Below are 21436 nucleotides of genomic sequence, written 5' to 3'. Positions count from 1 at the left end.
CGGGGGGCCATGAGTGAGCAGGACACGACAGCCCTGGTGCTGTTCTCGGGCGGGCAGGATTCCACGACGTGCCTGGCCTGGGCGCTCGACCGCTTCGCGCGCGTCGAGACGATCGGATTCGCCTACGGCCAGCGCCATGCGATCGAGCTCGCCTGCCGCGACCGGCTGGTCGAGGGCATCGCGCGCCTGCGTCCCGACTGGGCGGCCAAGCTCGGTGACAGCCACACGCTGGACATTCCAACGCTGGCTGCGATCTCCGAGACGGCGCTGACGCGCGACGTCGCGATCGAGATGGGCGCTGACGGCCTGCCCAACACCTTCGTGCCGGGCCGCAATCTGGTGTTCCTGACCTTTGCGGCGGCGCTCGCCTATCGCCGCGGCATCCGCCACATCGTCGGCGGCATGTGCGAGACGGACTATTCGGGCTATCCTGACTGCCGCGACGAAACCATCAAGGCGCTGCAGAGCGCGCTGAGCCTGGGCATGGCGCGCGCGTTCGAGCTGCACACGCCGCTGATGTGGCTGTCGAAGGCCGCGACCTGGCAGTTGGCGCATGATCTCGGCGGCACCGGGCTCGTGGACCTGATCCGCGACCGGTCGCACACCTGTTATCTCGGCGAGCGCGGCGCACGGCACGATTGGGGGCATGGCTGCGGACAGTGTCCCGCCTGCGAGCTGCGCGCCAAAGGATGGCGCGAATACATCGCGGCGGGCGGGCCATCCTGAATCGGAAGCGGGGCCTTCGGGCCCCGCGGAGAGTTGCGCGACAGGCGAGCGCTCAGGCGGCTTCGTTGTCCGACGGCTCACGCTGGCTGACGATGACGAGATCCGCATCGGCGAGGTCGTGGCCGTCATCGGCCTCACTGGCTGCGGCGGAGGCCGCCTGCGCGACGAGGCGCGCGGTGATGTCGTGATTGGCGTCCTTGCCGCTCTTCTCCCAGGCAGGCGCGTTCAGCACCACGATGTCGTCGTCGTGGGCGGCACCGTCGTGATCGGCGGGCACGATCGACGGCGACTTCACCGGCTTGTCGACGATACGCAGGGTCGGGGCCTCGGCTTCGACCGGCTCCGCTGCGGCCGGTTCGTCCTCGGCCATTTCTGCCTGCTCCGGCGCCGGGTCGACGGCCTCTTCGGCGGGAGCATCCGTGTCGGCGCTCGCAGCGCTGGCCACCGCCTCGGCGGCTTCGGCAGGCTGTTCGGCGGCCGCGGCAAGGCTCTCCGTGGCCGCCGCATCATCATGCGGCGCGAGGCCGAGATGCTGCGAGATCTCCTTGATCACGCGGTCGATCGCCACCAGCACGCGATATTCCGGGATCGAGGCCATGTGCTGCTCGAACCGGTTGCGCGCATATTGCAGCGAGTCGATCACGTCGGTGGCGATGGAGGAGCCCGACGCTTCGGTGCCGTGCAGGGCTCCGGCGGCCTTCTCGGTCGAGCTCTCGATCAGCAGGAAGGCCTCGTATTGCGGAATCGATTTGAGCTTCTCGTGATAGTCCTGACGCACGCCGGCGAGCGTGTCGACGATGGTGGCGAACTCTGGCGCGGGCATTTGCAACGTCCCCTCAACTTCGGCAAAGAAGATGCGGGACGCTACGGACGCACTGATGAATGTTCAATTTCGAACGAATACGGCTGTTCGCGGCATGAATAGCCGGCCGTTAAGACCGCACCATCAAAAGCAGGATCGCCCGCTCACCGGGCATTAAGCATCCTCGGGAAGCCTGCGAAACGCTCAGCCGGCAAAATCCTCGGGCCGGAGCTCGATGGGCTTGCCATGTGGGGTGCGATCGGCCGCGTGATCCCAGGCGTCGCGGTAGCGCGCGAGCGCATCGGCGGAGGTGACGCCCTTCTCGGCGACCAGACGTTCGAGCGTCGCCAGCCAGTGTCGATAATACGTATCGCCGCAATCGGCGTCGCCGGCCGCTTGCGCGCGTGAAATCTCCTGGGCGAGCGCGGCGGCCCATTCGGGCCAGGTGAACAGCCCGTGGGCGTGCAGCGTGACGGCCATCGCGAAGGCGTGCGCTTCCCACGGCTCGCGAAACACGGGCCCGCTGTCATCGACGGGAATGCCGGGCAGGGCGCGCGTCGCCGCGACCGCCGCCTCACGGTCCGGTTTCATCGGGCTGGCTCCAGATAGGGCTCGAAAGCGTCGACCGTAACCTCCAGCAGCGGATCGGGCGCATCGGCCCACAGCTCGGCACCGCTGAACGCCACCGTGTAGAGCCATTGCGGATCTTCGCCGCCGCCATGGGCGTTGCTGTCCGGAAACACGTGCATGCCTCTGACCGCCGCGACGCGGCCGAGATGGCCCCGCACGTAGCGCGGCAGCCGCGTGTGCGTCGACGGATGGATGTCCTTGGCCCGTACACTGTCGCCGACGGCGAACAGCGCCGGCTGCGTCGCCACGCGTGCGGTCGGGCCACCGCGACGCAGTGTCAGCGCGACGGCATCTGCAGTGAGGATCTTGGCGACGGGCTTGGCCGGATGCAGCACCTTGCCGGCGGCGATCTCATCGGCGTCGACCAGATGCCGCTCCTGCATCAGCCGTTCCAGGCCCGCGAGCCAGATCTGGTAGTAGCTCATGCCGAGGTAGTCGTCCGGCGGACGGTTCTCGCGCGCGAACCGCGACATGTCGATGTTCCAGCCGCCGGGGGTCGCCATCGCCAGCGTCATGGCGAACGCACGGCGCTCCCATTCGGCGTGAAACACCGGCTCGTTCGGCTCGGGGCGGACCGGACCGAAGCCGGCGACGCCGCCCATGTCATGCGCACCATCCATCAGCGGCCGACCTCGTGCGGTTGCTTCGGCAGGCCGGTGCCGATCATGCTGTCGCGCGTGACGAGCTCGGCGAGCCGCTCCGCGCTCCAGCCGTCGGTCCCCGCGGGACGCATCGGCAGCACGAAATAGCGGACCTCGGCCGTCGAATCCCACACCCGGATCTTCGTTGTCGGCGGCAAGTCGAAGCCGAAATCCTTCAAGACGCCGCGCGGATCCTTCACCGCCTTGGCGCGATAGGGCGCCGACTTGTACCAGACCGGCGGCAGGCCGAGCACGGGCCACGGATAGCAGGAGCACAGCGTGCACACGACCATGTTGTGCAGATCCGGCGTGTTCTTGACCGCCACGATGTGCTCGCCCTGGCGGCCGGCATAGCCGAGCTCGCCGATCGCCGGCGTGGCGTCGGCAAGAAGGCGTGCCCGATAAGCCGGATCGGTCCAGGCCCGCGCCACGACCTGGGCGCCGTTGCGGGGACCGACCTTGCTCTCATAGGTCTCGATGAGCACGTCGAGCGCAGCGGGATCGATATATCCCTTCTCGGTCAGGATGCTTTCGAGCGCGCGGACCCGCAGATCGGTCTCGGACAGGTCCGAGTGATCGTGCGGATGGTCGTGATGGTGGTCGTGATGGTGGTCGTGATCCGTCATGGCACAACCATAGGCGTAATCCGGCACCGCTGTCGAGCCGAGGACGTTACAAACCGACGGTGCGAGCAGTCGCGTTTCAACGCCGCCGCAGCCGTGCGGCGGTCACAATGCCGAGCGCGGCGCCGTCGGTCATTGACGCGCCGATTCCGGACGCAGATGTGATCGAGGCCGCTCCCTTGCCGCCACCTCGGGCTGTTCAAATCGGAGCGCAGATATGGTTCGTAATGCTTTCGCCGTCCCGATCGGGCACGATAGCAACAGAGGTTTGAGGTTCATCAATGCCGAACGACGTCTCCCGCCGTGATCTTGCAAAGCTGGCCGGGCTGGCCGCCCTCGGGGCGGCCAATGGCCCGGCGCAAGCGGAGGAGGGCGCGGTGAAGGAGGATGCCGGGCGGCGGTTTCCCGCCGATTTCGTGTGGGGGACGGCGACGTCGTCGTACCAGATCGAGGGCGGGGCCACGGCCGATGGCCGTGGGCCGTCGATCTGGGACGTGTTCACGCATTTGCAGGGCAACATCGAGGACGGCAGCACCGGCGACGTCGCCTGCGATCACTACAACCGCTACAAGGACGACGTGCGGCTGATCAAGGAGCTCGGCTGCCGGGCCTATCGGTTCTCGATCGCCTGGCCCCGGCTGTTTCCCGACGGGGGGCTGACTCCCAATCCGAAGGGCCTCGACTTCTACAACCGCCTCGTCGACGAGCTCCTGGCCAACGGCATCACGCCGTACGCAACGCTGTATCATTGGGATCTGCCGCAGGCGCTGCAGGACCGGGTCGGCGGCTGGCTCTCGGTCGACACGGCCAGGGCCTTTGCGCACTATGCGGGCTACGTCGCCGAGCATCTCGGCGACCGTGTGAAGACCATCTTCACCATCAACGAATGCGGCCGCTTCGTTCCGTTCGGCTATGGCCTCGGCGTCGACGCGCCCGGGCTGAAGCTGCCGCAGCAGCAGGTCAACCAGGCGCGCCATCACGTGGCGCTGGCGCACGGTCTCGCCGTCCAGGCCATCCGCTCCGGCGGACGCGCCGGCATGCGCGTCGGCATGGCCGAGAACATCACGGCCTGCCTGCCGGCGATCGACACGCCGGAGAACATCCGCGCCGCCGAGATCGCGACGCGCGAATTGAATGCCGGCTTCCTCAACGTCATCCTCGAGGGGCGCTACACGGAGGGTTTCCTGGCGTGGTCCGGCAAGGATGCGCCGAAATTCACCGCCGACGAACTGAAGATCATTTCGGCGCCGGTCGATTTCGTCGGCCTCAACATCTACGCGCCGCAAGCCTATGTCGTCGCGTCGGACCGCGCGGCCGGATTCGACGTGCTGCCGATGCCGTCCTCGTTCCCGCACATGAGCTCACCCTGGCTGCTGGTCGGTCCGGAGACGGCCTATTGGGTGCCGAAGCTCGCCGCCAAGATCTGGAATCTCCAGACCATCTACATCACCGAGAACGGCACCTCCTCGGACGACAAGCTGACCGCCGATGGCAAGGTCCACGACCTCGACCGCGTGATGTATCTGCGCAACTATCTCGCCCAGCTGCAGCGCGCAACGTCCGAGGGCGTGCCCGTGAAGGGCTACTTCCTGTGGAGCCTGCTGGACAATTTCGAGTGGGTGTTCGGCTACAAGCAGCGCTTCGGCATCTATCACGTCGACTTCGACACCCAGGTGCGCACGCCCAAGCTCAGCGCGTCGTACTACCATCACGTGATCAGCCGCAACGCCGTGAGCGCGTGAAGCGCCGCGACGCCACCCGGGGTCCCGCCGGGCGCGGTCCGCGCCATTCAGGCGGCCGATGTGCCGTCGGCATCCGACGCATTGAGTGTCGGCGCGCCGGCCTTCACGTCGCGATTGCAAATCCATGATGCGGAAAGCACACCTCGTGCGACTCTTTTTGCGCGCATGCCGTTTTCGTGGCGAAAGCTGGCTGCAGATGACGTAAACCGGCAATCTGCCGGCCCCTCAAGCGAGTTTTCCAGCATGCAAGTTTCCGTTGTTTGTCCGCCAGCCGTCCGCGCGGGCGTTCTGTTCTGCGTCCTCGGAGTGATCGCTGGCTCCAGCGCCTGGGCCCAGGGAGCCGCGAACGATGCGGCCAAGCCCGCCACGGAGCAGTCTGCCGCGCCGACGGCCGAAAAGCCCGCAGAGTCCGAGCCGAAACCCGCGGTTGCTGAAACCAGGCCCGCCGAGCAGCCCTCGGATGCCGCCGGCAAGCCTGCGGCCGAGCCCGAGAAGACGGCCGAGAAGCCCGGCGAGCCAGCCGCTGCGGACACCAAGCCCGTTCAGGCCACAGACAGCGCGAGCCAGCAGCGGGTGGACAAAGTATCAACCGAAAAAGCCGCGACGGATGCTGCGGCCGAGAGCAAGCCAGCCGAGGCCAAATCCGAGACCAAGGTCGAACCGAACTCCGGCGCCGACGTCGGCCAGAAGCCGGCCGTGACCGAGTCGAAACCGGCAGAGCCCGCTCCGGCCGTTCAGCCCGCCGCCGTCGCCAAGGACGCGCCCGCGCCGGAGAAAGCCGAAGAGAAGGCTGCGGAGAGCAAGCCCGCAGCCGCTGCGCCCGCCGAAAAGCCGGCTGCCGCCGCCGAGGTGAAGCCCGCGGTTGCGCCGGCCGAGCCCAAGACATCCGCGCCGCCGGCCGCAGCTTCTTCCGCGGCCACGCCGGGGAAGGCGGCTGCGAAGCAGGACACCGCGTCCCCGTCGGCCAAGCCCGGACGGCACGGCCACGCGCATGCCCAACATGCCGAGGACGACGCCAAGCCCGCCAAGCGCGAGCAACGCGTCCGCAAGCCCAAGAGCGAACAGAAGAGCGAAATGAAGCGGGAGGCGAAGAGGCGGGGTGTGAACTGCAAGAGCTTCCGCACCTATGACGCGGAGAAGGGCATCTACCGCGGCTACGACGGGCGCGTTCACACCTGCTCGTAACGGACCGATAAGGGGCCGATCGGCAAGCGCGCGGATCGGCGGCGGCCAAGACCGCCACCGGTGAGCACGGCCGATCACACCATCAACGCGGCATCGGCGGCTGAATGCCCGAGGTGTTGCGGGTAAAGAGTGTCCCGAACGTCGAGCCCTGCGGCTGCGCCGGCTGCGGCCGGGCCATTCCCGTGGTGGTCCGCTGCTGCGGCGTCACGATGATCTGCTGGGGCGGGCCTGGGGGGACCGTGCCGCGTGCCTGCACCGACTGGTTGGACATTCGTGACACCAGACGCATCAGCTGATCCTGGCCGGCTTGTAGCTGCTCGATGGCGCGGGTGTGATCGCGGCTGGCCTGATCCTGCGTCGACTTGATCTGTTCGATGCCCTGCTGCAGATCGGCGATGTCACGCGCCATCCTCTGCATCAACGTCGCGGGCTCGCGGGGGCCGGTGGTGTCTTCCGCTCCCCTCAGCGAGGCATTCGACATCATGGCATCCTCGCTACCCTGCTGGGCTGACGCCTCGTCCTGCGGAGCTTCGCTGGCGCCCGGCATCCAACGGTCCATCAGCGAGGTGCCGGCGTCGCGCTGCGACCAGGCGACCGAGCCACCGACCAGCACGACCAGCAGAGCGAGACCCACGGCGTTGCGCCCGCGCAGCCTGCCGAGCGGTGCCTTCATCCGCGCCCAGCGGCTGGCCCCGGCGTCTGCCGCCCCGCTCGTGCTCGCTGCCGCCGCGGCATCCGCCGCCACGCCGGGCCTCTCGATCGCCGCGAGCCGCGTATCGATCCGGGTCAGCACCTCACGCAGGACCCGCCGGTACAGTTGATCATAGCTTGTCTTCTCGGGCTTCCCAGGGGCGAGGCCGATCTCGCTCTGATCAATCTGTTGCACGTTCTGTGTGGACTGCATTGCTGATCCCCAAACCCTTGGCCCGCCGCCGACGCCGATGTTCTCTTTGAATTTTCAAACGTGACTCGACCCGCCGCTTTGGCCGAAAGCAAGACAGCGTCGTGACGAGGAGGGGGCCTTTTCGGACCATCTCTCCCTCGCTGCAGCGCCAGTCGATCGCTTCGAGAGGCCTGAATCGCCCTCTTGTTGCGCGCTGCCGAGCCTCCGAGGTACTATCCGACCGATGTTCTTGGGGGGGGGGTGGGGCCGGTGCAAAGCTTGATTGTCATTGCGCGCGCAATGTTGTGCGCAGCGTTCGTCGTCCTGTCCGCTCACGCGCAGGCCGTGCCTCTGGATGAGGCCACGCGCAAGGCTGAACTGATGGCGGCCTGGCAGGCGGCGAGCCAAGCGGGCACCGACGGACCAAGCGACATCGTGCTGATCGACCAGGGCACGCTGAAGCTGCCGGCCGACTACTTCTACGTCCCGAAGAACGAAGGCCTGCGGGTCCTTCGCGCGCTCGGCAACGTCGTCAACGACGCGACCTTCGTCGGGCTGGTCGTCGGCAGACGCCAGAACGACGACTGGATGGTGGTGATCAAGCACATCAAGGAAGGCTACATCAAAGACGACGACGCCAAGAGCTGGAACGCGGACGATCTGCTGAGCAACCTCCGCGCCGGCGCCGACGAGGCGAACAAGGACCGTGCGGCGCGCGGATTTCCGGAAATGGCCGTGGTCGGCTGGGTCGAGCCGCCGGCCTACGACGCCACGACGCATCGTCTCGTCTGGTCGCTGCTCGCCAAGGAGAAGGGCCAGCCCGACGATGCGCCGAAGAACGTCAACTACAACACCTACGCACTCGGGCGTGACGGCTATTTCAGCCTGAACCTCCTGTCCGGCTCGGAGCGGATCGCGGGCGACAAGGCGGTGGCGCACGAGCTGCTGTCCGATCTCTCCTACAATGCCGGCAAGCGTTATGAGGATTTCAGCGCCAGCACGGATCGGATCGCCGAATATGGATTGCTGGCGCTGGTCGGCGGCGTTGCCGCGAAGAAGCTCGGGCTGCTGGCGCTGGCCGGTGCGTTCGTCCTGAAGTTCGCCAAGATCATCATCTTCGCCGTCGTCGGCGCCGGGGCCGCTGTCATGAACTTCCTGCGCCGCAAGCCGCGCGGCGACAACGCGGGCGGGCCGACGTGAAGGCTCTCCTGCTGATCCTGTTCTCCGGCCTGAAATGGGGGAAGCTCGCCATGAGCGGCGGCACGATGCTGCTGTCGCTGGTCGTCTATGCCGGCATCTGGGGCTGGCGCTATGCGGCCGGCTTCATTGCGCTCCTGTTTGCCCATGAGATGGGACACTACGTCGCCGCACGTCAGCGCGGCCTCGACGTCGGCGCTCCCGCCTTCATCCCGTTCGTCGGCGCCTGGATCGCGCTCAAGGAGCAGCCGGTCGACGTCGAGACGGAGGCCTATGTGGCACTCGCCGGTCCGCTAGTCGGGACCGCGGCCGCGCTTGCGGTCTATCTGTGGGCGCGATCGGACGACAGCAATCTGCTGCTTGCGATCGCCTATTCCGGCCTGTTCCTCAACCTGTTCAACCTGCTGCCGATCTCGCCGCTGGACGGCGGCCGCGTCACCAGCGTGCTGAGTCCGCGCATCTGGCTGCTTGGCGTTCCCATGCTGCTGGCCTTGATGCTCTATCGGCCGAGCCCGATGCTGATCATCATCGCCATCCTCGCAGCCCCGCAACTGATGAAGGCCTGGCGCTACGATCCCGGCGCGCCCGAGAACGTCGCCTATTATGGCACGACGCTGCAGACGAAGCTCGAATATGCCGGGACTTATCTCGCGCTCGCGGCGCTTCTCGCCGTCATGACCTACGACGTGCACGAGATGCTTGGGCACGTGCGTCAGTTTGGCTGAGTTGAGGTTGCCGCTTCAGTCGAGAAGCTTCATGTAGGTCAAAGGGCACCGCCTCGTCGTAAGGGATCGCCTCGTCGTAAGGACGTGGCCCTCTTCAACTCGGAATATCCGCTGCTGCAATGCAGCGGATATATTTGGGCGGCGCGCAGGAACCATGCAGTCCTGTAAGACATTCCGTGAGCCATGAGCGCGGCGCGCTATCACAATGCGCTGAGCGCAGAGCACGTCTCGGGATGTTCCCTTGCTCACTGGCATGTGGGAGACCAAAGTCGAGCCTGCCCGTCAGAGGCATAAGGATTCGGGAGGTTTCATGATTTCGCTCAAGTCCATCTTGCTTGCGAGCTGCGCAACTGCGCTCGTCTCCTCGGCCGCCTGGGCCGCAGACCCGATCAGGATCGGTGTCATCTCCGAGGCACAGGCCGTCGCCGGCTCGTCGATCGCACCCGCAGCGCAATTGGCCGCCGAGGAGATCAACGCCAAGGGCGGCATCGACGGGCGCAAGATCGAGATCGTCGTCTACGACAATCACTCCTCCTCGGCGGAATCGGTGCGGGCCTTCCAGCGCGCCGTCAGCGAGGACAAGGTCAACGCGGTCATCGCGAGCTACATCTCCGAGGTCGTGCTGGCGCTGGAGCCGTGGGCAGGGCGCCTCAAGACGCTGATGATCACGCCCGGTGCCGCGTCCGACGTCATCACCCAGAACATCGCCAAGAACTACGACCAGCTCAAATACACCTTCCACGGCTATCTGACCTCGACCTCGTTGGCCGGCCTCGTCTGCGACGCGGCCAAGGACCTGCTGGTCGAGCCCTACAAGATGAAGACCGCGGTGATCATGAGCGAGGACGCGGCGTGGACGACGCCGCTCGACGCCGGCTACGAGAAATGCCTGCCGGAGATCGGGCTCAAGGTCGTCGACCACATCCGCATGTCGCCTGACACCACCGACTTCACGCCGATCTTCAACAAGATCGAGGGCCTGAAGCCGGACGTCATGATCACCGGCATCTCGCATGTCGGCACCCAGCCGACCGTGCAGTGGAAGAGCCAGCAGGTGCCGATCCCGATGTTCGGCATTTCTTCGCAGGCGACCAACTCGACCTTCTGGAAAGACACCAACGGCGCCGTCGAGGGCGTCATGTACAATGCCGTGTCGGGACCGGGCGTCGCGGTGACGCCAAAGACGCTGCCGTTCGTGGAGGCCTATCAGAAGAAGTTCGGAAACTTCCCGTCCTATGCCGGCTACACCTCCTATGACGACGTCTACATGATCGCGGATGCGATCCATCGGGCCGGCGGCACCGATCCCGACAAGATGGTCGAGGCGATGGAAGCGACCGACTATGTCGGGACGATCGGCCGCATCGCCTTCAAGCCGAAGGGCGACCCGAACCCGCACGCGCTGCGGACCGGGAAAGGCTACATCACCGGGCTGATGCTGCAATGGCAGAACGGCAAGCAGGTCAACGTCTGGCCCAAGGAGCTCGCCGCCGGCACCGCCACCTGGCCGTCCTTCATCAAGCTCAAGGCGGCCAGCAACTGACGCATCGCGGGCCGCTCCTTCAAGGAGCGGCCCATTTTCTTGGTGCCTCAGTCTGACGTTGCAGGTCGATTTTCGATGCTTTTCTGGCAGATCTTGATCGATGGCTTTGCCATCAGCGCGCTGTATGCCCTCGGCGCGACCGGCTTCACACTGATCTTCGGTGTCTCGGGCGTGCTCAACCTTTCCCACGGCGCCATCATGGTCGGCGCCGCGGTTGCAGCCTGGGCTGCCGCCAGCGAATTCGGTGTCGGGCCCTACACCGGCGCGCTGATCGGAATCCTCGCCGGCTTCATTTTGGCCTTCGCCACCTACTTCATCGCCGTCAGGCCGATCCAGCGCTCCAAGGTGATTGCTGAATCGGAGAAGGAGATCTTCATCCTGACCGCGACGCTGCTGTGGGGCATCATCATCCAGGAGGCGATCGCATATTTCTTCACCAACAATGCCAAGACCGTGCTGCCGATCGTCGAGGGCGTCACTACGGTGTTCGGCGTGCGCACGCCACGCAACGAATACTTCACCGCCGTGATCTGCTGGGTCGCCATCGGGCTGTTGTGGTTCCTGGTCAACCGCACCAGGCGCGGCAAGGCTGTCATGGCGGCGTCGATGAATCCGCGCGGCGTCACCTTGCTGGGCATCGAACTATCGTCGATCTACCTCACCGTCTGGGCCATCTACGGCCTGCTGGCGGGGGTGGCCGGCATCCTGCTCGGCATGTTCTTGGGGGTCAGCTCCTACAGCGTCGGGCCGCTGACGGCGAGCGCGTTCTCGATCGTCGTGCTCGGCGGCCTCGGCAGCGTGTCGGGCTCGCTGATCGCGGCCTATGTGGTCGGCTATCTCGAGACCGGAACGGCCTATCTGATCTCGCCGGCCTACCGGACGATTCCGGCGCTGCTGCTGCTCGTCGTCGTCATGTATCTGCGCCCGCAAGGGCTGTTCGGACGGAGGTGAGCATGCCTGCATTCGGTACGTCGCGGCTGTTCTGGATCGCGCTCCTGACCGTGATCGTGGCTCTGGTCCTGCCGACCTACGTCTCAGGCTACGTCCTCGGGCTGCTGACGGTCGCGTACTACACGGCCGTGTTCGCGATGTCCTGGGACCTGCTGTTCGGCTTCGCCGGCGAGGTCAATTTCGGACCGACCTTCCTGATCGGCGTCGGTGCCTATACGGCCGGCATTCTCGATGCGCACTTCTCGCCGGGCCTGTCGATCTGGCTGTGCATCGCCGCCGGCGCCCTGGCGGCGGTCGTCGGCGGCGTCGTGCTGGCGCTGCCGGCGCTGCGCGTCAGCGGGCCGTATTTCGGCCTGACGACGCTGGTCGCCGTGCTGATGCTGCAGAACTTCATCGTCGTCGCCGCGGGGCTGACCGGCGGCGAGATCGGCCTCGCCGTGCCGGACGTGATCTCGATCGATGCCAAGACCAACTACTGGATCGCGCTCGGCTTCATGCTGGTGAGCGGTGCGATCCTGTTCGGCTTGTCGCGCAGCGCCATCGGGCTGATCCTGCAGGCGAGCGGGCAGGACAAGATCCAGGCCGGCGCGCTCGGCTTCAATGTCACCAAGCACAAGCTCGCCGCCTTCGTCGTCAGCGCGTTCTTCTCCGGGCTCGCCGGCGCACTGATGGTGTTCTACATGGGCACCGCCTCGGTCTCGACCTTTGTCGATGTCGGCGTCGGCGTGCAGATCATCATCGCCGCGGTGCTCGGCGGCCGCCGCACCGTCATCGGCGCCGCGATCGGCGCGATCTTCCTGATCGGCATGGGCGAGCTGCTGCGGCCGCTCGGCGAGCTCGCAACCCTGATCGTCTCGGTGATCGCGCTCGTGGTCATCCTGTTCTTCCCCGACGGCTTCCTCGGCATGATCAGGGGAGGGGCCAAGGCATGACGCAAGGCATGAGCAGCGCTCCGATGCTGGAAGTCAGCGGCCTCACCAAGCGCTTCGGCGGCCTCGTCGCCGTCAAGAATCTCAGCTTCTCGATCCATCCCGGCGAGATCCTCGGCCTGATTGGGCCGAACGGCTCGGGGAAGTCGACCGCAATGAAGAGCGTCATGGGCGTCGAGCGGCCGACCGCGGGCTCGGTCAGGCTCGACGGCATCGAGCTCGCCGGCCTGCCGTCGCACCGCATCGCGCGCATGGGCGTGGGGCTGGTGTTCCAGCATTCGCGGCCGCTGGCGCGCCAGACCGTGCTGGAGAACATCAAGGTCGCGCTGCTGCCGGACAAGCTGACGCGGCTGTTCGCCGACAAGGACGTCGATGCGCGCGCACGCGCGATCGCCGAGCGCGTCGGCCTCGGCAGCGTCATCGACCGGCGGCCGCCGACGCTGGCATTTGCCGACCTGCGCCGGCTCGAGCTCGCCAAGGCTGTCGCGCGCAGCCCGAAGCTGGTGCTGGTCGACGAGCCTTTCGCCGGCCTCACGGCGTCCGAGGTCGCCGACTTCTCCGAGCTCATCCGCGAATTCCGCGACGACGGCCACGCGGTGCTGCTGGTCGACCACAACGTCAAGAGCGTGTCGGCGCTGGTCGACCGCGTGCTGGCGATGTATCTCGGCGAGAAGATCGCCGAGGGCAGGGCGACCGAGGTGATGCAGGACGAGACCGTCCGCCGGGTCTATCTCGGCGGCGCGCTGGTCTCGACCGCGCGGCCGGAGGCGAGCTTCAAGGACGTCACGCCGGCGCTGCAGGTCGACAAGGTCGGCGTGCTCTACGGCAAGGCGCAGGCGCTGCAGGACGTTTCGCTGCACGTCCATGAGGGCGAGTTCGTCTCGGTCGTCGGCCTCAACGGCGCCGGCAAGACGACGCTGTTCAACGCGATCTCGGGCCTAGTGCCGTATTCGGGCGACGTGAAGTGGGCAGGGCGCAGCCTTGCCGGCGGCACGGCGGCGCAGATCGCCCGCTCAGGCATCGTGCAGTGTCCGGAAACGCGCGAATTGTTCGGCGACATGAGCGTGCGCGAAAATCTCGAGCTCGGCGGCAATGCGCTGTCCGACGCCGAGCGTGCCGAGCGGCTCGAATGGCTGTTCGGGCTGTTTCCGATCCTCAAGTCGCGGCAGCCGCAGCTGGCGCGCACGCTGTCCGGCGGCGAGCAGCAGATGCTGGCGATCGCGCGCGCACTGATGATGAAGCCGAAGCTCCTGATCCTCGACGAGCCGACGCTCGGACTTGCACCGGTGATCCTGGAGACCTTGTCGAAGGCGCTCGATCGACTGCGCGAGACCACCAAGATCACGGTGCTGCTCGGCGAACAGAACGTCACCTTCGCGCTCCCGCACGCCGACCGCGTCTACGTGCTGGATCATGCCAAGATCGTCTGGGAAGGCCCGCCGGATCGGTTCGAGGCCGAAGCCGCGGCGAACTATCTGTGAGGGGCAGGGAGCAGGGGCATCCCTGCTCCCTGCCCGGATCTCTCATGAGTTCGGAGCTACGGGAAACGAGGCGGGCGCGCCTGTGGCGGCCGGGGCGCTAGGCGCGCCGCGGCGCCGACGGTCGTCGGCTCGGTCTTCGCTGCGCGGAACGCGCGAGCGAGCTGGTCCTGGCTGGCCTGCAGCTGTTCGATCGCCCTGGCGTGATCGCGGTTGGCCTGTTCCTGGCCGGACTTGAACTCCTGAAACCCGCTCTGCAGTTCGGCCAAGTCATGCGCGATCTTGTCGATCAGCGGCGCGACGTCCCGGTCGGGAGCAGACGGCACGTCATGCTCCGGCGTAGCCTCCGCCATTGCGGAGGATGGATCGCTGGCGCGCGTTGAAGTCGATGATGACGTCTCCGGTGTTGGTGAAACGGCTGGTGATGGTGAGGCAGGGGCCGTCTCGGCCGCACTCGATCCGTTCGCCGCCGTCTCCAGTGCCACCGGCGGATTCGCCGCCTGAGCGTTCTCACGCCGGATGGATTGAACCGCCGCTTCGATCCGGTCGGTGACGGAGGTGATGGTCTCGGTATGGTCCCGCGCCAGGGTGATGGCAGCGCCGATGAGCCCGGCCGAGGCCATCAGCGTGATCATGGCCCGCAATACGGGCCGGCGCCGGGCCGGAGGAGGCGTTTCCACGTGCTCGCTGCCTGCAGCGGGTTCGACAGCCTCGACCGCATCAGCAGCGGCCTGGGCCTCGATGTCGGCGATCCGCTGATCGATACGTGCGCGCACCTCGGCCAGCACCCGCTGATAGATCTCCTCGCAGACAGCGTCGTCAGGCGGCAGCGCGACATCACCCGGATCAACTTCCTTCGACGTCGACTGAACTGGCATGTCTTCGGATCCCATTCACGATACGCCCGTGCCCAATCCTGAAGGATGCGGTTTTGACCTCTGGGCTTTGACCAAACGAAGACTGCGGGGTGACGAGGCGGGGGCGATTTCGCACAGGCGCCGACGTGCGCTGGGCGGGCCGATGTGCGGCTTCCACCGTCCATGGCCAATTCGCATAAGGTATATTATGGAATATTTATATGCGTAGAGAGTTCAATGACTTGGCGCCAAATCCTCGAATTTGCGGCAGCCGCGGGCCCTTCAGAACCCCCGTCCAGCCCGAGCTGACGGGCCGTTCGCCATGGCCGAGACTCGCGCTGCGCATGACCTGCTGCGAACGCCGATATTGCTGCTGCGGCCCATCGCTGCAATAAGCGCAGACGACGTCGCTGATGTCGCTGGATTCGTCCGGCGATGCTTGCGGCGGCGCGATGCAACAAGAAGAAGCTTCTCCAGGGAGAAACGAGCATGAGCCTGTCACGACGCGCGCTGTTGAAGGCCTCCGCGGCGACAGCCGTACTGGGTGGAATTGGCACCGTCGCAGCGCCGCATGTGGCGCGCGCGCAGAGCGCCGAGTTCACCTACAAATACGCCAACAACCTGCCCGACTCCCATCCGCTCAACGTCCGCGCCAAGGAGATGGCGGCGGCGATCAAGGCCGAGACCGCCGGCAAGTTCGACCTGCAGATCTTCCCGAACAACCAGCTCGGTTCCGACACGGACATGCTGAGCCAGATCCGCTCCGGCGGCGTCGAGTTCTTCACGCTGTCCGGCCTGATCCTGGCGACCCTGGTGCCGGCCGCGTCGATCAACGGCATCGGCTTCGCGTTCCCGGACTACGACACGGTCTGGAAGGCCATGGACGGCGATCTCGGCGCCTACGTGCGCGGCCAGATCAACAAGGCGGGCCTCGTGGTCATGGACAAGATCTGGGACAACGGCTTCCGTCAGACGACGTCGTCGACCAAGCCGATCAATGGGCCCGACGACCTCAAGGGCTTCAAGATCCGCGTGCCGGTGTCGCCGCTGTGGACCTCGATGTTCAAGGCGTTCGAGGCCGCGCCCGCCTCGATCAATTTCAGCGAGGTCTATTCGGCGCTGCAGACCAAGGTGGTCGAGGGCCAGGAAAACCCGCTGGCGATCATCTCGACCGCCAAGCTCTACGAGGTACAGAAATACTGCTCGCTGACCAACCACATGTGGGACGGCTTCTGGTTCCTGGCGAACCGCCGCGCCTGGGAGGCCGTGCCGGCCGACATGCGCGCGATCGTCGCCAAGCACATCAACGCGGCCGCCGTGAAGGAGCGTGAGGACGTCGCCAAGCTCAATGCCGGCCTGCAAGCAGAGCTCGCGTCGAAGGGCCTGACCTTCAATCAGCCCAACGTCGCGCCGTTCCGCGACAAGCTGCGTACCGCCGGCTTCTATGCCGAGTGGAAGGGCAAATATGGCGACGAGGCCTGGGCGCTGCTGGAAAAGGCCGTCGGCAAGCTGTCGTAACCTAGAGCGTGATCCGGAAAAGTGGGACCGGCTTTCCGAAACGATCATGCTCAAAACAAGAATGACGTAGACGCGTTCGGGTGACGTCATGGCGCATGCCGAGTTCACGGAAATTGCGATCAGCGAGGTGGTCATCGAGATCCCTCGCCGCCGGTCCTGGCTCGATGGCTTGGATGCCTTGCTGGGTCTCCTGGTCGAGATCCCAGCCGCGCTGCTGGTCGTGGCCGAGATCGTCATCCTGTTCGCGGGCGTCGTGGCGCGCTACGTCCTGCACCGGCCGCTGATCTGGTCGGACGAGCTGGCCTCGATCCTGTTCCTGTGGCTCGCTATGCTCGGCGCTGCGGTTGCGTTCCGCCGCGGCGAGCACATGCGGATGACGGCAATGGTGGCGCGCGCCAGCCCCGGCTTGCGCGCCTATCTCGATCTGGTCGCGACGAGCGCGGCGCTGGCGTTCCTTGTCATGATCGCCTGGCCGTCCTGGGAGTACGCCTACGAGGAAAGCTTCATCACGACGCCGGCGCTGCAGATCGAAAACATCTGGCGCGCCGCCGCGCTGCCGGTCGGCATCGGACTGATGGCGCTGTTCGCTCTCATCCGTCTCGCCCGCACGGCCAGCGTCAGGACGATGCTGCTGGCCGTCGTCTCCGTCGCAGCCATCATCGCGCTGTTCTGGGTGGCGCAGCCGCTGCTGAAGCCGCTCGGCAACATCAACCTCGTGATCTTCTTCGTCGGCGTGGTCGGCTTGTGCGTCTTCGCCGGCGTGCCGATCGCGTTCGCCTTCGGGCTCGCGATATTCGGCTATCTGGCGTTGACGACGCGTACGCCGCTGATGGTGCTGGTCGGGCGCATGGACGAGGGCATGAGCCATCTCATCCTGCTGTCGGTGCCGCTGTTCGTCTTTCTCGGATTGCTGATCGAAATGACCGGCATGGCCCGCGCCATGGTCGCGTTCCTGGCGAGCCTCTTGGGTCACGTCCGCGGCGGGCTGCATTACGTGCTGGTCGGCGCGATGTATCTCGTCTCGGGCATTTCCGGTGCCAAGGCGGCCGACATGGCGGCGGTCGCGCCGGTGCTGTTTCCGGAGATGAAGGCGCGCGGCGCCAAGCCCGGCGATCTCGTCGCCCTGCTCGCCGCCACCGGCGCACAGACCGAGACCATTCCGCCGAGCTTGGTTCTGATCACGATCGGCTCCGTCACCGGCGTGTCGATCGCGGCGCTGTTCACCGGCGGCCTGCTGCCGGGCGTGGTGCTGGCGATCACGCTGTGCGCGCTGGTGTGGTGGCGTTACCGCAACGAGGACATGAGCGGTGTCCGCCGCGCGACCGGAGCCGAGATCGGCAAGGCCTTCATCGTCTCGCTCCCTGCCCTGGCCCTGCCGTTCGTGATCCGCGCTGCCGTCGTCGAGGGCGTCGCGACGGCGACGGAGGTCTCGACCATCGGCATCGTCTATGGCGTGCTGGCGGGCCTGCTGGTCTATCGCCGCTTCGACTGGCGCCGGCTGATGCCGATGCTGATCGAAACGGCGGCGCTGTCCGGCGCCATCCTGCTGATCATCGGGACGGCGACCGGCATGGCCTGGGGCCTGACGCAGTCCGGCTTCTCGCGGGCGCTGGCGGCGGCCATGACCGGGCTGCCGGGCGGCCCGGCGACGTTCATCGCGGTCTCGATCGTCGCCTTCACGATCCTGGGCAGCGTGCTCGAGGGCATTCCGGCGATCGTGCTGTTCGGCCCGCTGCTGTTTCCGATCGCGCGTGCCGTCGGCGTGCACGAGGTGCATTATGCCATGGTGATCATCCTGGCGATGGGAATTGGTCTGTTCGCACCGCCGTTCGGGGTCGGATATTACGCCGCCTGCGCGATCGGCCGGGTCGATCCCGCGGAGGGCATCCGCCCGATCTGGGGCTACCTGCTGGCGCTTCTCATCGGCCTCGTCATCGTTGCGATTTTTCCGTGGATTTCGATCGGGTTCCTGTAGACTCTTCAGATGACGAGGGAGGGTGGTGATGAGCACGAACCAGTATCAGCTCGGTCTGGACAAGACGCCGGCCAACTACGTGCCGCTGACCCCGCTCAGCTTCCTGGCGCGCAGCGCGGCCGTCTATCCCGACCACGTCAGCACGGTCTATGAAGGCCGCAGCTTCACCTGGCGCCAGACCTATGACCGCTGCCGGCGCTTCGCGTCGTACCTCGCGGGCCGCGGCATCGGGGTCGGCGACACCGTGGCGGCGATGCTGCCGAACATCCCCGCGATGAATGAGGCGCATTTTGCCGTGCCGATGGCCGGCGCCGTGCTCAACACGCTCAACATCCGGCTCGATGCGTCCTCGATCGCGTTTCAGCTCGACCACGGCCAGGCCAAGATCATCCTGGTCGATCCGGAATTCTCCGGCGTGATCAGCGAGGCGCTCAAGCTGATGAGCGGCGCAAAGCCGTTCGTGATCGACGTCGACGACGCCTCCTATGCCGGCGGTGGCCGCATCGGCGAGATCGAGTACGAAGCAGCCGTCGCCTCGGGCGATCCCAGCTTCGAGCCGCGCCGTCCCACCGACGAATGGGACGCGATCGCGATGAGCTATACGTCTGGCACGACGGGCAATCCCAAGGGCGTCGTCACCCATCACCGCGGCGCGTACCTCAACGCCGTCAGCAACATCCTCGCCGGCGGGCTCGGCCAGCATCCGGTCTATCTCTGGACCCTGCCGATGTTCCACTGCAACGGCTGGTGCTTCCCCTGGACCATGGCCGCTGCGGCCGGCGTCAATGTCTGCCTGCGCAAGGTCGAGCCGGCCAGGATCTTCGAGCTGATCAAGACCCACGGCGTGACGCATATGTGCGGCGCGCCGATCGTCTACAACGTCCTGATCAACGCGCCCGACGCGCCCAAGGGCAAGCGCGACAAGCCGGTGGTGGGGCTGATCGCGGGCGCCGCGCCGCCGGTCGCCGTGCTCGAAGGTGCCGAGAGCATCGGCATCAAGCTGACCCATGTCTACGGCCTGACCGAGGTCTACGGCCCCGCCTCGGTCTGCGCCGAGCAGCCCGGCTGGGACGACCTGCCGGCGCCTGAGCGCGCGCGGCTGAAGCGGCGCCAGGGCGTGCCCTATCCGCTGCAGGAAGCCGTCACCGTGCTCAATCCGGAGACGATGCAGGAGGTGCCGCGCGACGGCGAGACCATCGGCGAGGTGATGTTCCGCGGCAACATCGTCATGAAGGGCTATCTCAAGAACGAGAAGGCGACGCAGGAAGCCTTTGCCGGTGGTTGGTTCCACACCGGCGACCTCGGCGTGCTCGACGAGCACGGCTACGTCATCATCAAGGACCGCTCCAAGGACATCATCATCTCCGGCGGCGAGAACATCTCCTCGGTCGAGGTCGAGGACATCCTCTACAAGCACCCTGCCGTGCTGTTCGCCGCCGTCGTCGCCAAGCCCGATCCGAAATGGGGCGAGGTGCCCTGCGCCTTCATCGAGCTGAAGGACGGCGCGCAGGCGACGGAAGCGGAGATCATCGCCTATTGCCGCAGCCACATGTCCGGATTCAAGACGCCGAAGGTGGTCGTGTTCGGCCCGATCCCGAAGACGTCGACGGGCAAGATCCAGAAATTCCTGCTGCGCAACGAGGTGAACTCGGCGAAGGCGATCTCGGCGTAGGTAAGAGGCATGACATCAACAAGCCGTCATTGCGAGCGCAGCGAAGCAATCCAGAGTTCTTGCTCGGTCCTGGAACGCTTCTTCGCCGCACACGCAATGACGGAATGTGTCGCAACCGAAGGCCCGCGTTGCCTATGGGCGGCTCAGTATGCTGCCCGTCAGGTAGTCTAACAGATAGACGTCATGCTCGAAGTCGATCACTTCGATTGCATCTGGCAGGCAACGAAAACCCTCGGTAAAGATATCGCGGCCTTCTGTGGCCCATATCTTTTCGCCCTGGAGCGACAACCGCGAGACCTGAATTTCGCCGTGGGAAATCAGTGCTTGATGCCGCTGGTCCCAATACACTCCGAAACACGACGCCCAGTCGACCTCCAGTGACCATTCCATCTGCCCCGTCTGCAGGCTAAGGCACACAACTTGGTTGCCGACTGCTAGAACCAAACGTCCATCCACTTCAACGGCGGAATGTCGATGTACGCTCGTTGGCCCTCCTCCCGCACCGAAAATTACCGACCATTGTCCGTCAATGCTCACCCCGTGAATGGAGTAGGGGGTGGAGTCATCCATCCGGACCTCACTTTCGTATCGCCGCAGATTGTCGGCTGATTTAAACGAGTAGGTCGGCTCGTCCAACACCCTTACCTCGCCGCGAGGTGTATCCAGAACTAGTTCTCTGAGGCGGGTTGTCATCGTCGCTCAGCCCCCCTGCTCTTCTCCGGATAGTATTGCGGCGCCTCGCGGCGGTCGTACATGCCGTAGTCGCGGGTGACTTCGACGACGCGGATGTTGTCGGCGCCGGGTTCGGCGAGCAGCTGCGTGCTCAGTGCGACGCCGGTCGGCTCGTTCGGCAATTCGACGAGATGCGCGAAGCGTCCTTCCCGGTAGACGCTGGAGAAGCTCGCGACCGGCAGGTCCTTCACGCCGCTCAATTGCGGGGCCGCCGTCTCGACGGCCAGCACATAGGTCGGCGCACGCCGCTTCGGATCGTTGTAGGTGCCACGCCGCTCCGGCTGCCACGCCGCCTGCCCCGGCCTCACCTCGTGGACCAACTCCGCGACGCGCAGGCGGTAGTCGGAGAACACCTTGTCGCGGCCGAGGGTCTGGATGTCGTGATGATGGGCATGGACGCGCCAGGCGGTCATGGCGCCCTCGTCCTGCCAGATCTGGTAGGACAGGATCAGATTGTCGCGCGACAGGCTCCGGAAGCGGTCGAGGAACAGGCAGCCGCCGAGCGCATCGAGCTCGGGCCGCAGCGCCGCGGCGAGTTGCAGATACTGGTCGAGGCGGCCCGGCTTGACCTCAACCTCGAAGAACAGCGACAGCATGGCAGCGTCTCCGTGTTTTTGGACGTCGGCT

General features: G+C 66.0%; 20 protein-coding genes. 12 read left to right on the top strand and 8 right to left on the bottom strand.

The genetic code is table 11. From position 1 onward, the window contains the following. Positions 1–9: 9 nt before the first annotated feature. On the top strand, positions 10–726 hold the full coding sequence (gene queC / locus QX041_RS32950; protein WP_316167993.1) for a 7-cyano-7-deazaguanine synthase QueC: 717 nt from the start codon (positions 10–12) through the stop codon (positions 724–726). Positions 727–778: 52 nt separating this feature from the next. On the opposite strand, the gene QX041_RS32945 is transcribed toward queC, so the two are convergent. From QX041_RS32945 to nthA, 4 genes are all read right to left on the bottom strand, one after another. Next, positions 779–1549: a hypothetical protein gene (locus QX041_RS32945; protein ID WP_316167991.1), complete on the bottom strand. Its 771-nt coding sequence runs from the start codon at positions 1547–1549 to the stop codon at positions 779–781. 183 nt (positions 1550–1732) lie between these two features. Continuing rightward, on the bottom strand, positions 1733–2119 hold the full coding sequence (locus QX041_RS32940; RefSeq protein WP_315827601.1) for a nitrile hydratase accessory protein: 387 nt from the start codon (positions 2117–2119) through the stop codon (positions 1733–1735). Further along, on the bottom strand, positions 2116–2778 hold the full coding sequence (nthB, locus tag QX041_RS32935; protein WP_316167990.1) for a nitrile hydratase subunit beta: 663 nt from the start codon (positions 2776–2778) through the stop codon (positions 2116–2118). The genes QX041_RS32940 and nthB overlap by 4 nt, the downstream gene beginning before the upstream one ends. Then, positions 2778–3425 (bottom strand): nitrile hydratase subunit alpha, encoded by a 648-nt coding sequence (nthA, locus tag QX041_RS32930; protein WP_316167989.1) that lies wholly within the window; start codon positions 3423–3425, stop codon positions 2778–2780. Before nthA ends, nthB begins: the two co-directional genes overlap by 1 nt. Before the next feature lie 278 nt (positions 3426–3703). Between nthA and QX041_RS32925 the strand changes: the two genes are divergently transcribed. Together QX041_RS32925 and QX041_RS32920 are read left to right on the top strand one after the other, a co-directional pair. Next, a complete protein-coding gene (locus QX041_RS32925; RefSeq protein WP_315711917.1) occupies positions 3704–5164 on the top strand; it encodes a GH1 family beta-glucosidase in 1461 nt (486 codons plus the stop codon). Between the two features lie 81 nt (positions 5165–5245). After that, a complete protein-coding gene (locus tag QX041_RS32920) occupies positions 5246–6349 on the top strand; it encodes a hypothetical protein (protein WP_316167987.1) in 1104 nt (367 codons plus the stop codon). A gap of 82 nt (positions 6350–6431) precedes the next feature. Here the strand turns inward: QX041_RS32920 and QX041_RS32915 are convergent, their stop codons facing one another. Next, complete coding sequence (locus QX041_RS32915) at positions 6432–7253, bottom strand: hypothetical protein (RefSeq protein ID WP_315711919.1); 822 nt, start codon at positions 7251–7253, stop codon at positions 6432–6434. Positions 7254–7577: 324 nt separating this feature from the next. Here QX041_RS32915 and QX041_RS32910 point away from each other — a divergent pair, with 324 nt between their 5' ends. From QX041_RS32910 to QX041_RS32885, 6 genes are all read left to right on the top strand, one after another. Continuing rightward, positions 7578–8432: a DUF2167 domain-containing protein gene (locus tag QX041_RS32910; RefSeq protein ID WP_315711920.1), complete on the top strand. Its 855-nt coding sequence runs from the start codon at positions 7578–7580 to the stop codon at positions 8430–8432. Next, entirely contained in the window at positions 8429–9154 is a 726-nt protein-coding gene (locus QX041_RS32905) for a site-2 protease family protein (protein ID WP_315827605.1), read from the top strand. Before QX041_RS32910 ends, QX041_RS32905 begins: the two co-directional genes overlap by 4 nt. A gap of 310 nt (positions 9155–9464) precedes the next feature. Further along, positions 9465–10697: an ABC transporter substrate-binding protein gene (locus tag QX041_RS32900; RefSeq protein ID WP_315711922.1), complete on the top strand. Its 1233-nt coding sequence runs from the start codon at positions 9465–9467 to the stop codon at positions 10695–10697. Between the two features lie 75 nt (positions 10698–10772). Beyond that, positions 10773–11648 carry a branched-chain amino acid ABC transporter permease gene (locus QX041_RS32895; protein WP_316167986.1) on the top strand — a complete coding sequence of 292 codons (876 nt, stop codon included), beginning with the start codon at positions 10773–10775 and terminating at the stop codon, positions 11646–11648. 2 nt (positions 11649–11650) lie between these two features. Then, complete coding sequence (locus QX041_RS32890) at positions 11651–12580, top strand: branched-chain amino acid ABC transporter permease (protein WP_316167985.1); 930 nt, start codon at positions 11651–11653, stop codon at positions 12578–12580. Between the two features lie 8 nt (positions 12581–12588). After that, positions 12589–14058 carry an ATP-binding cassette domain-containing protein gene (locus QX041_RS32885; RefSeq protein WP_316167984.1) on the top strand — a complete coding sequence of 490 codons (1470 nt, stop codon included), beginning with the start codon at positions 12589–12591 and terminating at the stop codon, positions 14056–14058. A gap of 56 nt (positions 14059–14114) precedes the next feature. Here the strand turns inward: QX041_RS32885 and QX041_RS32880 are convergent, their stop codons facing one another. Continuing rightward, the gene (locus QX041_RS32880; protein WP_316167983.1) at positions 14115–14948 is read right to left on the bottom strand and encodes a hypothetical protein; all 834 of its coding nucleotides are present in this window, start codon (positions 14946–14948) and stop codon (positions 14115–14117) included. Between the two features lie 453 nt (positions 14949–15401). Here QX041_RS32880 and QX041_RS32875 point away from each other — a divergent pair, with 453 nt between their 5' ends. From QX041_RS32875 to QX041_RS32865, 3 genes are all read left to right on the top strand, one after another. Next, positions 15402–16430: a TRAP transporter substrate-binding protein gene (locus QX041_RS32875; RefSeq protein ID WP_315827609.1), complete on the top strand. Its 1029-nt coding sequence runs from the start codon at positions 15402–15404 to the stop codon at positions 16428–16430. Between the two features lie 88 nt (positions 16431–16518). Beyond that, entirely contained in the window at positions 16519–18405 is a 1887-nt protein-coding gene (locus QX041_RS32870; protein ID WP_316167981.1) for a TRAP transporter large permease subunit, read from the top strand. Positions 18406–18433: 28 nt separating this feature from the next. Continuing rightward, positions 18434–20077 (top strand): acyl-CoA synthetase, encoded by a 1644-nt coding sequence (locus tag QX041_RS32865; protein WP_316167979.1) that lies wholly within the window; start codon positions 18434–18436, stop codon positions 20075–20077. A 132-nt stretch (positions 20078–20209) separates the two neighbouring features. Here the strand turns inward: QX041_RS32865 and QX041_RS32860 are convergent, their stop codons facing one another. Both QX041_RS32860 and QX041_RS32855 read right to left on the bottom strand, forming a co-directional pair. Beyond that, entirely contained in the window at positions 20210–20647 is a 438-nt protein-coding gene (locus QX041_RS32860; protein WP_316167977.1) for a hypothetical protein, read from the bottom strand. A 119-nt stretch (positions 20648–20766) separates the two neighbouring features. Further along, a complete protein-coding gene (locus QX041_RS32855; RefSeq protein ID WP_315751559.1) occupies positions 20767–21405 on the bottom strand; it encodes an antibiotic biosynthesis monooxygenase family protein in 639 nt (212 codons plus the stop codon). Between the last annotated feature and the right edge of the window lie 31 nt (positions 21406–21436).

The organism is Bradyrhizobium sp. SZCCHNRI2009 (assembly GCF_032485115.1).
Lineage (GTDB): Bacteria > Pseudomonadota > Alphaproteobacteria > Rhizobiales > Xanthobacteraceae > Bradyrhizobium.
This window is presented reverse-complemented; position numbering and strand designations above follow the sequence as displayed.